Genomic DNA, 13,408 nt, shown 5'->3' on the forward strand with positions numbered 1-13,408 from the left:
ACAAAAGAAAATAAATAAAGCGGCCGGTCTTCCCATATGGTGAGGGCTGGCCTTTTTGTGTTAAAATAAAAGAAAACTGTTAGAATAGTGGGCGGTGATTCGATGATAGAATCATGGTTATTGGAGTTACTAAAGGGTGTCGGCCGTTTATTTATTCATCCTGTTTTTTATGTAACCTTAACCGTTGCAATTGTATTAGGATATTTTCGTGTAAAACGAGAACGTCATGATTTTCACATAAGAGTGGAATATGGGCTAACAGAATTTCTAAAAGCCTGTAAAACCCTTTTTCTCGGACTAGCATTGTCTCTGATCACCCTTGGAATAGGAATCATTCTTCCTTTTGGGACAATCTTCTTGATCAGTATCATTACAGTCATATTCACCTTGTTTATTAAACCGCGCTGGCTTTCCACAGGGTACCTATTCGGATTTTCCCTTTTACTCGCTGTGCTACTTCCAAGGTGGACAACAGGAGTAGAGGCTATAGATCAGTTATTTGTATCAATAGGAGAGACACATTTGCCTTCTCTAGCTCTCTTAATGGGTTTGTTGATGATAGTAGAAGGGTTGCTTGTTTCAAGACAAGCATCTGTACAAACGTCTCCACAACTGGCAAAAAGTAAAAGAGGCTTACCAATCGGATTCCAGGTTTCCCAACGTGTATGGATCTTGCCCTTGTTTCTATTTGTCCCAGGGGATGCAATACGGACAAACTTTGAATGGTGGCCGGTGCTGCAGATGGGAGAACAAAGCCTATCAATCTGGCTTGTTCCATTTGGAATGGGGTTTTATCAGAAGATGAAAGCAAGTATCCCAAAAGAAGCAGTTGCCATTGCAGGGCGCCAGCTAACTTTATTAGGCGTGTTTATTTTAGCGCTGGCTGTTTCTAGTATATGGTGGGAAACAGTAGCAATCCTTTCAGCTGTTATCGCGGTATTTGGAAGAGAATGGCTGAACTACCGTACCCGTGTCTTTGAGGAAGAAACACCACCAATATACGTTCTGCGTGATAAAGGCCTTATCGTATTAGGTGTGATCCCGGATAGCCCGGCAGCGAAAATGAACCTTCAGATTGGGGAGGTTATTGTAAAAGTGAATGGCATACCTGTTTCAACAGTTGAGGGCTTCTATGAAGCACTCCAAGAGAACCGAGCCTATTGTAAGCTTCAGGTGGTAGATAAAAATGGTGAAGATCGGTTTGCTCAAACTGCTGTCTACGAAGGGGATCATCACGAATTAGGTTTGCTATTTGTTCAACACGCGAAAAAGTGGAAGCGAACAGAAGCAGTTTAAAGAACTGCAGGACCAAACAAGCAAAACCCGAACCGTTGTCACTCATGTGCACGATTTAGGCTAGGGAATCGATACTACGTTTTAGATGTAAAAGATACGTAGCAAACAGGGACAAACATGGAAACCATTATAGTGTTAGTCGGTATTGTTACAGAACAGGAATTTAAGCGCTGAATAGGCGCTTTTTTTCGTATTATAACCTGTGTAGGTAGTTGACATAGAGGGGGAGAATCATGGCTACATTTATGTTAGGCGTGGATATTGGTACAACGAGTACAAAGGCAGTTTTATTTACAAAAAAAGGACAACTTCATAGTCAGTACCTAGTAGAATATCCGCTTTATACACCTGAACTCGGAGCAGCAGAACAAGATCCGGAAGAAATTTTCCAAGCTGTTGTTTCTTCTATCAGAGGTGCGATAGAACTTGGGGGAATTAAGCCCGATGATTTGTCGCTCGTTAGCTTCAGTGCAGCGATGCATAGTGTAATCGCTGTTGATGAAAACGGAAAGCCGCTAACCAAAAGCATAACCTGGGCAGATCAGCGCAGCGATAAATGGGCGAAGAAAGTAAAGGAAGAATGGAATGGACATGAAATTTATCTTCGTACAGGTACCCCTATCCATCCGATGTCCCCACTGTCAAAATTGATCTGGTTGAAAAATGATCATCCGGAGCTATTTAACAAGGCATCAAAATTCATCGGAATCAAGGAGTATGTGTTCCATAAGCTTTTCGGAGAATATGTCGTTGATTATTCGATCGCCTCTGCCACGGGAATGCTGAACTTGAAAAATCTAGCTTGGGATGAAGAAGCGTTAACACTTGCAGGAGTTAGCCCAAAACAGCTTTCAACGGTGGTTCCAACAACACATATTTTACCTGAGTTAAAAGAAGATATGGCCCGTGAGCTAGGTATTTCCTCTACCGTACCTTTTGTTATTGGTGCGAACGATGGAGTGCTTTCTAATTTGGGGGTTAATGCGGTACAACCTGGAGTCGTCGCTTTAACAATCGGTACAAGTGGTGCGATACGAACAGTAACAGACCGACCAGTCACAGATCCAAAAGGAAGAACGTTCTGTTACGCTTTAACAGAAAATCATTGGGTAATCGGAGGACCGGTTAACAATGGTGGGATGATTATGCGTTGGCTTCGGGATGAATTATGCCAAGCAGAAGTGGCAGAAGCGCTTGCCGCCGGAGTGGACCCCTATGATATCATTATAGCAAAAATTTCCGAGATCAAACCGGGTGCGGAAGGAGTACTGTTTCATCCTTATTTAACAGGGGAACGTGCACCTTTATGGAATGGGAATGCCCGCGGTTCGTTCTTCGGCCTTGGTATTCATCATAAAAGAGAACATATGATGCGTGCGGTACTGGAAGGAATTAACCTTAATTTATATACAGTTCTTTTAGCACTAGAAGAGATTATTGGCATTCCGGATAAGATTCATGCAACAGGTGGTTTTGCGCGATCAGAGGTATGGTGCCAAATGCTATCCAATATCTTTAACCAACAAGTTAGTATCCCGGAAAGTGTCGAGAGTTCTTGCTTGGGAGCGGCTGTCCTTGGGTTATATGCACTGGGTGAAATCGATACCTTCGACGTAATGGCTGATATGGTTGGTTCTACAAAAAGCTATTCCCCTGACAAAGTGGAAGTGGAAGTGTATAAGGAACTGACACCTATATTCATTCGCTTAAGTCGTCTCTATCAAAAAGAGTATGATGAGCTTGTAAAATTCCAACAGAAAAAATAGAAAAATAAAAAACGACATTTTCTCTATAATTATTGTAGCGAGATTGTCGTTCTTTTTTATCCATTTGATTTAATTTTTGCCTCTTCGTTTTTGTCACTTTCGTTGTTAGATTAGCTAATGCATAGGTCCCACGACCGTTTTCGGGATTTCTTTTGCCTTCTCTTGTCAGCCTCTCACGCAGCTTTTTAGCTTTGCTTTTTGCCATTCTCTTCACCCCTTACATATAATTACAATGAGTATACAGGAAAAATCACCAATTGGAAATAGGTTTTCGGTGGATAACTATGTTTTATTACTATGTCTATCTGCTATAATGGTACTATTGTGTAATTTTTGAGAAGGTAGGTCCTAACATTGAAAAATGAAATGTTAAATAATGAAATTGACCGTAGAAGAACATTCGCGATTATTTCTCATCCGGATGCAGGGAAAACTACGTTAACGGAAAAGCTTTTGTTATTCGGTAATGTCATTCGTTCCGCGGGGACGGTTAAAGGAAAAAAATCAGGTAAATTTGCGACATCGGATTGGATGGAAATTGAGAAAAAGCGTGGAATTTCCGTTACTTCCAGTGTGATGAGTTTTGAATACATGGATAAGCATATCAATATTCTGGATACACCAGGACATGAAGACTTTAGTGAAGATACGTACCGTACATTAACAGCTGTAGATAGTGCGGTAATGATTATCGATTGTACGAAGGGTGTAGAGCCTCAAACGATTAAGCTTTTTAAGGTTTGTCGCATGAGAGGTATTCCTATTTTTACATTCATTAATAAATTGGATCGCGAAGGAAAAGAGCCTTTAGCATTACTTGAAGAAATTGAAGAAGTACTGGGAATTGAATCCTATGCGATGAACTGGCCTGTTGGAATGGGGAAACGTTTCTTAGGTGTGTATGACCGCTACAATGAAGTGTTTATCCGTTATTTAGGTAAGGACGATGAGGAACGAATTCCTTTTAAAGAACTTGATGCGGTGGAGGAAGTTTCCACGCATCCAACCTTTGTTCAGGCGAAAGAGGATTTTGACTTGTTAGAGGAAGCAGGAAATGAATTCTCGATTGAAAAGGTGAAAAGTGGTTTGCAGACACCTGTATTCTTTGGTAGTGCGATTTCCAACTTTGGTGTTGAAATGTTTTTCCGTACTTTCTTGGATTTAGCGAGTGAGCCTCAGCCAAGACAGACCATGACAGAAAAAATTGAACCGACGTCTACAGGATTCTCTGGGTTTATTTTCAAAATCCAGGCGAATATGAACCCTGCCCACCGCGATCGCCTTGCATTTTTACGTATCTGTTCAGGAGTTTTTGAGCGTGGTATGACGGTTAACGTCAGCCGGACGAACAAAGCGATTAAGCTGTCACAGTCACAACAGTTTTTAGCTTCAGATCGTGAAACAGTCGATCATGCTTACCCAGGGGATATTATCGGGATTTATGATCCTGGTGTCTACCAGATTGGGGACTCCTTGTATGATGGAAACAACAAGGTGGAATTTGATGAGATTCCTACGTTTGCGCCAGAGCTTTTTGTAAAAGTTGCAGCAAAAAACGTTATGAAAGGGAAGCAGTTCGGAAAAGGAATCACACAGCTAGTTCAAGAAGGTGCCATTCAGCTTTATCGCCAATATGGAACAGATGACTATATTCTAGGAGCTGTCGGACAATTACAGCTAGATGTGTTCGAGTACCGCATGAAAGGCGAGTACAATGTCGAGGTAACCTATAATATGATCGGTTCTAAGATTCCGCGCTGGCTTGAAAGTCAAGAAGTGGACACAAACCTGTTTGATTCACGGAATATGCTTGTAAAAGACAGAAATGGACAATACGTAGCACTGTTTGATAATGATTTTTCTCTTCGTTGGTTCTCAGAAAAGAATCCGAAAATCGGCTTGATTGATATTATGGCAAATGATGAAGAATAAGTAAGGAATGGCCCATGCGTTGATGTGTGGGCTTTTTTGATTGTTGTTGTTTTAACTTTAGGCAATCGGTTTGTTGTTGGAGTCTAAATATTATCTGAAAATTGACGATAATCAATGTAAACGGGTTAGACTGCTGGGAGGCATCCACGTGAGTACAGAGCAAAGCATGGAATCTAAGACGGACTGGGAAGGCTTATATGCAATAAGGCACTATGTGGTGGGAAGTATGACAATATTGAAGATTGGTGGGAAAGCCGTCACCACAGGAAGTACCCCCATTTTTCTAAATCAATTAAATGGCGAGAAGCTAATGTTCATCAGTAAAGTACTCTTGCCGGAAGATAAAGAGATTTTACTAGGCATCGCCTTCAAAATCTCAGAGAATATCATGGAGTTCATAGCACACATAAAAGGTGTCAAGGTCAATGAAAAGAAAAAGCAATATACATATTTAGTAGAATTTGTAGTGAAAGATGATAAGGAAAGAATGAAGATTGTTACGTTTCTCAATAAAATTCAGCTTGCAAATAAGCAGAAAAAGCTGAGAAATATTACAGAGACTGCTATCGAGGTAAAGTGATAACGCCACCAATGAGGTGGTTTTTTTGTGAGGTTTAAATGTTCGTTTTTCATCGGCAGGCTTTTTCGGTATTGTAAAAGTTCCCTGAACAAGTACCCTTCCTAACAACTACCTTTTGAAAAATGAAACCACCGAAAGAGTCTATGCGTCAAACAAGAAAAGTGGCAAGTAAAGGAGGGAAGAAATGAACCTTACAGAGCGGGAGAGAGAAGAAACGGTCGTTAAGGCCATGGAGCAATTTGGGGAAGAAATTAAAAGAGTCATTTTTACGTATATCAAGAATTATTCAGCAGTTGATGATGTGTTTCAAGAAGTATTCCTGAAGGTTTACAAGCAATTGCATTTATTCAGAGGAGACAGCAGCCTGAAAACGTGGATCTATCGAATTGCGATTAATACCTGTAAGGATTATCTACGAAGCTTCAAATATCGATTGCATTCTTGGATGCAGCCAAACGTGGACGAGTTAACAGAGTCTAGCGTGGTAAGAGAGGAAGAGCGTCAAGAACTGGCTGCTTTAGTGTTGCGGCTGCCTTTGAAATATCGAGAAGTATTAATTTTACATTATTATCGGGATTTCTCTGTAGAGGAAATAGGATTGATCTTAGGTTCTAATAAAAATACAGTCAAGACGAGACTAAAGCGTGGCAGGGAAAAGGTAAAGGAAATGATGATGGAAGGAGGTAGCTATTTTGAAGAAGGATATACCTTTGGAAAGCAAAAATTTTAAAAAAGAAATCGATGATTATATTTCTCCTAGTTCCTATTATTCCGGCATGGATCGACATCGCGTGTTGGAAAGAATTGAGCAGTCCAAACAGAGGAAAAAGTGGTTTGGCAAGCCGTTGTTAACTTTAAGTTTTTTAATGTTTCTACTCATAGGTGGGACGATACTGGGGCTGTTTATGAACTACCCTGAGACAGATAATAGGCTAGCTGCAGAGGATCTAATAGAAGTTTTGCAGTTAGGAACAAGTGAAGAAGCGATTGTGAGAGAGCTAGGAGGAGGATTTGTGCCTGTCCAAACCTCCGATGAATCGGTTGCTGCTGTGATTGATTCCTATCGATTGGATTTTCCTGTGGAGCCTGGATATCTTTTTGAAGAACAGATGGACTTTTTGGATACAAGGGAGGTTGTAGAAGGGCGGATGATGATGCAGCTTATGGTTTCGTATCAGGAAGGCAAGTTGGTGAGCTATGATCTTATCTATAAAAATAGCGAAGGCGAGACAATTTTCCGGAGAGTGTCGGATAAAGGGTTAGTCGTGGATGTAGTAGATTAAATTCATATAAAACTGCTATACTAGATGGAGAAAAAAGTGTGTAGGATAGACATGCTTACTTTGCATACTTTGTTGCTTATGGGAAAGAGGTTTTGAGATTGTTGGTAAAGCTACTATTAGCCGTGTTTTTACCTGCATTGCTTGTTGTGTTATTCACCCGAGTGACGTACAACTTGTATGTCGGTACAGCATTGACCATTGCATTGTTTATCGGCTCGGTTATTAAAGGGTACACAGTAGAATGGTATATAATTTTCATAGATATCCTTTCCATTATAGCCGGCTTTTTATATGCGAGGAAAATGGTAAGGAAATTTCGATAGCTGTGGTATTAAGGGAGAGGCGGAAATTAATTTGATTCCGCCTCTTTTTTGGCGTTTTCTGCCGCCTGTTGGTAATGGGCCACTTCTTCGCGCTCTTCTTCTGTTGTCACTTCAAGCTTCGCCGGACGTACCACCCACAATGGATCTTTCCCAAAGGTCTCACCATAACCTGTCAGTACCCCAGTGAAGGTAACTAAGTCTCCTGTCTCGACCTTTTCATCCGGTGCCTCTATGAAAGTCACGAGGATGGAGGGAAGCAGTGGTTCCTGCAATTCATAGGTATGCTCATCTTCTACATTCTTTACTGTCGCTGTCCAACGAACAGCTTTGTCTTTGTTCTCCTTAATATAATCATGGACAAACATTCCGTCTATATCGCTGTAGGTTAGTTCCTGTTCAGGATTTTTTAATGCTTGTTCATCGAGATAATTTAATTCAAGTGGTTCTGTTGGAATGCTATTGGCATTACATCCACTTAATAGCCATAACCCGAAGATTCCCACGCCTATAATAATTTTTTTCATTCCAATCTCCCTCACACACGTTTCTATAAGCTGCAACATGATAACAATAACAATAATAGAACAAACCCAATATCGCAACAACCCAAGTTAAACCACAACTCAAAAAACTTAACAGCAAAACCTTAATAATATCGGGTATCCCATTAAATTGGGTATAGAGTATTACATAGAGGAATAAATTCCTGCAGGGGTCTGGCCCCTGCAGGAAATTTAATACTCATGAAACATAAATGAAACATCAATTAAACGAATGTAAGTTCGTATTTTTGTTGTTTTGGATGTTGGTTGTGGTAGAATATTAGTAGAGATTGATGAACGGAAATGGAGGCTTTTTTGAATGGAACAGTTTGAGTTAGTGTCAGGTTATAAACCTGAGGGAGACCAGCCAGAGGCGATTCGTCAGATTGTGGAAGGACTGACTGCTGGCAAGAAGCATCAAACACTTCTTGGTGCAACCGGAACAGGAAAGACCTTCACAGTATCGAATGTTATACAGCAAGTAAATAAACCTACATTAATTATTGCCCATAACAAAACGTTGGCAGGGCAGTTATATAGTGAATTTAAAGAATTTTTCCCAAATAATGCAGTTGAATATTTTGTCAGTTATTACGATTACTATCAGCCTGAGGCGTATGTACCCTCCACTGATACTTTCATAGAAAAAGATGCGAGCATCAATGATGAAATTGATAAGCTTCGACATTCTGCCACCGCCTCACTTTTTGAGCGCAACGATGTCATTATCATCGCCAGTGTTTCCTGCATCTACGGGTTAGGTTCACCTGAAGAATACCGTGACCTGGTTGTTTCATTGCGCACAGGCATGGAAAAAGAACGCAACGCGCTTTTACGAGATCTGGTGGATATTCAGTATGCACGAAACGATATTGATTTTAAACGTGGTACCTTCCGTGTTCGCGGCGATGTGGTTGAGATTTTCCCGGCTTCACGTGATGAGCATTGTATCCGTGTTGAATTTTTTGGTGATGAAATAGATCGCATACGGGAAGTGGATGCCTTAACGGGAGAAATCCTCGGTGACCGCAATCATGTTTCCATCTTTCCTGCCTCCCACTTCGTAACTCGTGAAGAAAAAATGAAAAAAGCGATAGTAAATATCGAGGCGGAACTGGAAGAGAGACTTGTGGAGCTTCGGGAAGCAGGGAAGCTTTTAGAAGCGCAGCGGTTAGAACAGCGAACACGGTATGACTTGGAGATGATGGCGGAGATGGGCTTTTGCTCAGGTATTGAAAACTACTCCAGACACCTGACACTAAGACCTTCTGGCTCCACTCCCTACACGCTCATAGATTTCTTCCCAGAGGATTTTCTGCTTATTGTAGATGAGTCCCATGTTACAATTCCACAAATTAGGGGAATGTTCAATGGTGACCAGGCAAGAAAACAGGTGCTCGTGGACCATGGCTTCCGCTTGCCTTCAGCAAAGGACAACAGACCTTTGCGTTTTGAAGAATTTGAAGGTAAAACAAGTCAAATCGTGTATGTATCGGCAACTCCAGGACCATATGAAATCGACCTTACTCCAAATATGATTGAGCAGATTATTCGTCCAACAGGATTGCTTGATCCTATAATAGAAGTTCGTCCAATAAAAGGTCAAATTGACGATCTGATCGATGAGATCCATAAGCGGGTAGAGGTTAATGAAAGAGTGCTTGTTACAACACTTACGAAGAAAATGTCCGAGGATCTTACTGACTATTTAAAAGAGCTCGGAATTAAAGTAGCGTATCTGCATTCAGAAGTTAAGACGCTAGACCGAATTGAAATTATCCGCGAACTCCGACTAGGTAAGCATGATGTTCTAATTGGCATCAACTTGCTGCGAGAAGGTCTGGATATTCCGGAGGTCTCGCTCGTGACCATTTTAGATGCAGACAAGGAAGGTTTCCTTCGTTCCGAACGCTCGCTAATACAAACAATTGGACGTGCTGCACGTAATTCCAACGGAAAAGTTATCATGTATGCCGATAGAATCACTAAATCAATGGATATTGCCATAAGCGAAACCAATCGCCGACGGGAAATCCAAGAAACATATAATCAGAAACATGGCGTTACACCTACTACAATTCAAAAGAAAGTACGGGAAGTCATTCGTGCTACTTTTGCTGCGGAAGACCAAGGTGAATACGAAACAAAAGCAATGCTGCGCCCGAAAAATAAAAAAGAGCGTGCGGTACTTATAGAGAGCATGGAACAGGAAATGAAGGATGCAGCAAAGGCACTCGATTTCGAACGGGCAGCCGAGCTTCGTGACCTCATTTTAGAGTTAAAAGCGGAAGGATGACAGTAGAATGGCAATGGACAAGATTGTAGTGAAAGGGGCCAGAGCCCATAATTTAAAAAATATCGATGTGACCATTCCCCGAGACAAACTAGTTGTCTTAACAGGACTATCAGGTTCAGGAAAGTCGTCCCTGGCATTTGATACGATTTATGCGGAAGGGCAACGCAGATATGTGGAGTCCCTCTCGGCATATGCACGCCAATTTCTAGGACAAATGGATAAGCCGGATGTGGACGCGATAGAAGGACTTTCGCCAGCTATTTCCATTGATCAGAAAACAACAAGCCGTAATCCGCGTTCCACTGTCGGTACAGTAACGGAAATTTATGATTATCTACGCTTACTGTTTGCAAGAGTCGGGCGACCAACTTGTCCAAAGCATGGAATTGAAATTTCCTCGCAAACGATTGAACAGATGGTAGATCGAATAATGGAGTACCCGGAACGGACAAAGCTTCAAATCCTTGCACCAGTTGTCCAAGGGAGAAAAGGGACCCATGTAAAAACACTCGAAGACATTAAAAAGCAAGGTTATGTACGTGTGCGCGTTAATGGTGAGATGGTGGAGGTCTCCGATGAAATAGAGTTGGAGAAAAACAAAAAGCACTCCATTGAAGTGGTAATCGATCGTATTGTTGTTAAAGACGGTGTCGCCACTCGCCTGTCCGATTCCCTTGAATCAGCATTACGCCTGGGTGATGGCAAGGTAATTGTGGACGTTGTAGGAGCAGAGGAACTATTATTCAGCGAGCACCATGCATGCCCACAATGTGGTTTTTCGATCGAAGAGCTCGAGCCTAGGATGTTCTCTTTTAACAGTCCATATGGTGCATGTCAAAAATGTGATGGCCTTGGAACAAAGCTTGAAGTGGACATCGATTTGGTGTTGCCGAACAAGCGCCTGTCCTTGAAGCAGCATGCACTTGCTCCTTGGGAACCAACCAGTTCCCAATACTATCCACAGATGCTTCAGGCCGTATGCAATCACTTTGGAATTGACATGGATGTTCCTGTAAGTGACATCCCAGAACATCTACTGAATAAAGTGCTATACGGGAGCGGAAAAGAAGAGATTTACTTCCGCTACGAAAATGATTTTGGTCAGGTTCGCGAAAGCTATATCCTTTTTGAAGGTGTTATTCGAAATGTCGAACGCCGCTACAAAGAAACAAGCTCTGATTATATACGAGAGCAGATGGAAAAATACATGGCGCAGCAGCCGTGTCCCGCATGTAAAGGAAATCGATTAAAGCTCGAAAGCTTATCTGTGCTTATAAATAAACATCATATAGGAAATGTAACGAACTTTTCCATTATCGAGGCAATGGATTTCATCGACAACCTTGATTTGACGGTAAAAGAAAGACAGATTGCACAAATGATTGTTCGCGAAATTATGGAACGATTAGGCTTCCTAAACAATGTCGGACTTGATTATCTCACCCTGAGCCGTGCAGCCGGAACTTTATCAGGAGGAGAAGCACAGCGTATTCGACTTGCAACGCAAATAGGCTCTCGTCTAACAGGGGTGCTCTATATCCTTGATGAACCGTCGATTGGTCTGCATCAGCGGGACAATGACCGCCTTATTCAAACGCTCAAGAACATGAGAGATATTGGGAATACGCTTATTGTCGTCGAGCATGACGAAGATACCATGATGGCAGCGGACTACCTCATTGATATTGGTCCTGGTGCAGGCGTGCATGGTGGAAACATTGTTTCGGCAGGTACTCCTGAGGAAGTGATGAATGACGCTGAATCCCTTACCGGTCAGTATTTGCTAGGAAAAAAATTCATTCCACTGCCAGCGGAAAGAAAAGTAGTAAAGGACCGTTTTATTGAAATAATCGGAGCCAAGGAAAACAACCTAAGTAATGTTTCAGTAAAAATACCGCTTGGTTGTTTTGTTGCAGTAACAGGGGTTTCTGGATCTGGTAAAAGTACATTAATTAATGACATCTTGCACAAGGCACTTGCCCAACGTTTGCATAACGCAAAAACGAAGCCTGGTGAACATAAGGAAATCAAGGGCATCGAACACTTGGATAAGGTTATAGATATTGACCAGTCTCCGATTGGAAGAACGCCAAGATCTAATCCTGCTACCTATACAGGTGTGTTTGATGATATTCGCGATGTTTTCGCAACTACCAATGAAGCAAAGGTTCGTGGTTACAAAAAGGGACGCTTTAGCTTTAATGTTAAAGGTGGACGTTGTGAGGCATGTCGTGGAGACGGGATTATTAAAATTGAAATGCATTTTCTTCCCGATGTTTATGTCCCATGTGAAGTGTGTCATGGAAAACGCTATAACCGTGAAACATTAGAAGTCCAATATAAAGGGAAGAACATTAGCGATATATTGGGAATGACGGTAGAAGATGCCGTGAACTTTTTTGAAAATATCCCTAAAATTAAAAGAAAGCTACAAACGGTTTTCGATGTTGGATTAGGATACATCACATTAGGTCAGCCTGCCACGACCCTTTCTGGTGGAGAAGCGCAACGTGTGAAGTTGGCTTCAGAGTTACATCGACGCTCCACAGGACGTTCGCTTTATATTCTAGACGAGCCGACAACCGGTCTCCATGTAGATGATATTGCACGACTTCTTAAGGTGTTGCAACGCCTCGTGGAGAACGGCGATACCGTCCTTGTGATTGAGCATAACTTGGATGTAATTAAAACAGTGGACTATATGATTGATCTTGGTCCAGAGGGTGGAGATAAGGGCGGTTCCATTATTGCCACTGGCTCACCTGAAGAAATAATTGAAATCAAGGAATCTTATACAGGACAATATTTACGTCCAGTTCTACTGCGCGATCGTGATCGAATGGAACAAAAGGTTCGAGAAATGGAAACAAGCAATAAAGGATAGAAATAAAATAAAGGGCAGGAAGCTATATGTAGTGCATATAGCTTCCTGCCCTTCTTTATCTGTTTACAAGATTAACCTTCTTGTTTAGCCTGTTCTTCTTCAATCTTCCGGTCAATAATATCCTTTAAAAAACGAACGTCCATTTCATAAGTTTTATCTTTGAAACGGATCTCACCAGTATTTTCATTCAGCTTTCCTTTTAGGTGAAAGGAAGCACTTTGAATTATATATTCTTTCGTAGTTTCGTCATAGTCAAAATCCGCCTTATTTATTTCGTCTGTTACGACAGGTTGAATTGTATTTTCAACAAAGTTGGAGGAAGACTCCGTGAAGTCAGGTCCCAATACGCCAAAATAAACCAACCCTACCAACACCAGACCTATAATAACAAGCTTCGAAAGTATACTTTTTAAAAAAGGAATCACTACAAATAATACAACCAACACAATAATGATAGTAAGTAAGTGATCCATTACAAAATCAAGCATCTTGCACCCTCCTTCCTG

Annotated in this window: 12 protein-coding genes; 9 read left to right on the forward strand and 3 right to left on the reverse strand. The window is 41.4% G+C overall.

Annotated features, from left to right (window positions below):
• The first annotated feature begins 102 nt into the window (after positions 1-102).
• Entirely contained in the window at positions 103-1,296 is a 1,194-nt protein-coding gene (locus K9B36_RS07090; protein ID WP_223701323.1) for a PDZ domain-containing protein, read from the forward strand.
• A gap of 233 nt (positions 1,297-1,529) precedes the next feature.
• On the forward strand, positions 1,530-3,062 hold the full coding sequence (gntK, locus tag K9B36_RS07095) for a gluconokinase (RefSeq protein ID WP_223701324.1): 1,533 nt from the start codon (positions 1,530-1,532) through the stop codon (positions 3,060-3,062).
• Here gntK and K9B36_RS07100 read toward each other — a convergent pair.
• Positions 2,995-3,267: a hypothetical protein gene (locus tag K9B36_RS07100; RefSeq protein ID WP_223701325.1), complete on the reverse strand. Its 273-nt coding sequence runs from the start codon at positions 3,265-3,267 to the stop codon at positions 2,995-2,997. The genes gntK and K9B36_RS07100 overlap by 68 nt on opposite strands.
• A gap of 161 nt (positions 3,268-3,428) precedes the next feature.
• Between K9B36_RS07100 and K9B36_RS07105 the strand changes: the two genes are divergently transcribed.
• From K9B36_RS07105 to K9B36_RS07125, 5 genes are all read left to right on the forward strand, one after another.
• Complete coding sequence (locus tag K9B36_RS07105) at positions 3,429-4,994, forward strand: peptide chain release factor 3 (RefSeq protein WP_223701583.1); 1,566 nt, start codon at positions 3,429-3,431, stop codon at positions 4,992-4,994.
• A 148-nt stretch (positions 4,995-5,142) separates the two neighbouring features.
• Positions 5,143-5,574: a hypothetical protein gene (locus K9B36_RS07110; RefSeq protein ID WP_223701326.1), complete on the forward strand. Its 432-nt coding sequence runs from the start codon at positions 5,143-5,145 to the stop codon at positions 5,572-5,574.
• Between the two features lie 184 nt (positions 5,575-5,758).
• Positions 5,759-6,304, forward strand: coding sequence for a sigma-70 family RNA polymerase sigma factor (locus tag K9B36_RS07115; protein ID WP_223701327.1), 546 nt, complete (start codon positions 5,759-5,761; stop codon positions 6,302-6,304).
• On the forward strand, positions 6,267-6,857 hold the full coding sequence (locus tag K9B36_RS07120) for a hypothetical protein (protein ID WP_223701328.1): 591 nt from the start codon (positions 6,267-6,269) through the stop codon (positions 6,855-6,857). Before K9B36_RS07115 ends, K9B36_RS07120 begins: the two co-directional genes overlap by 38 nt.
• A 98-nt stretch (positions 6,858-6,955) precedes the next feature.
• Positions 6,956-7,180, forward strand: coding sequence for a DUF2198 family protein (locus K9B36_RS07125; RefSeq protein ID WP_223701329.1), 225 nt, complete (start codon positions 6,956-6,958; stop codon positions 7,178-7,180).
• 26 nt (positions 7,181-7,206) lie between these two features.
• Here K9B36_RS07125 and K9B36_RS07130 read toward each other — a convergent pair whose 3' ends face one another.
• Entirely contained in the window at positions 7,207-7,704 is a 498-nt protein-coding gene (locus K9B36_RS07130; RefSeq protein ID WP_223701330.1) for a hypothetical protein, read from the reverse strand.
• Positions 7,705-8,041: 337 nt separating this feature from the next.
• Between K9B36_RS07130 and uvrB the strand changes: the two genes are divergently transcribed.
• Together uvrB and uvrA are read left to right on the forward strand one after the other, a co-directional pair.
• On the forward strand, positions 8,042-10,018 hold the full coding sequence (gene uvrB, locus K9B36_RS07135) for an excinuclease ABC subunit UvrB (protein WP_223701331.1): 1,977 nt from the start codon (positions 8,042-8,044) through the stop codon (positions 10,016-10,018).
• Positions 10,019-10,025: 7 nt separating this feature from the next.
• Complete coding sequence (gene uvrA, locus K9B36_RS07140) at positions 10,026-12,902, forward strand: excinuclease ABC subunit UvrA (RefSeq protein WP_223701332.1); 2,877 nt, start codon at positions 10,026-10,028, stop codon at positions 12,900-12,902.
• Positions 12,903-12,973: 71 nt separating this feature from the next.
• On the opposite strand, the gene K9B36_RS07145 is transcribed toward uvrA, so the two are convergent.
• Positions 12,974-13,390, reverse strand: a complete 417-nt coding sequence (locus tag K9B36_RS07145; protein WP_223701333.1) for a hypothetical protein — start codon at positions 13,388-13,390, stop codon at positions 12,974-12,976.
• Positions 13,391-13,408 lie beyond the last annotated feature (18 nt).

It is taken from the genome of Sutcliffiella deserti (assembly GCF_020037475.1).
Classification (GTDB): domain Bacteria; phylum Bacillota; class Bacilli; order Bacillales; family Bacillaceae_I; genus Sutcliffiella_A; species Sutcliffiella_A deserti.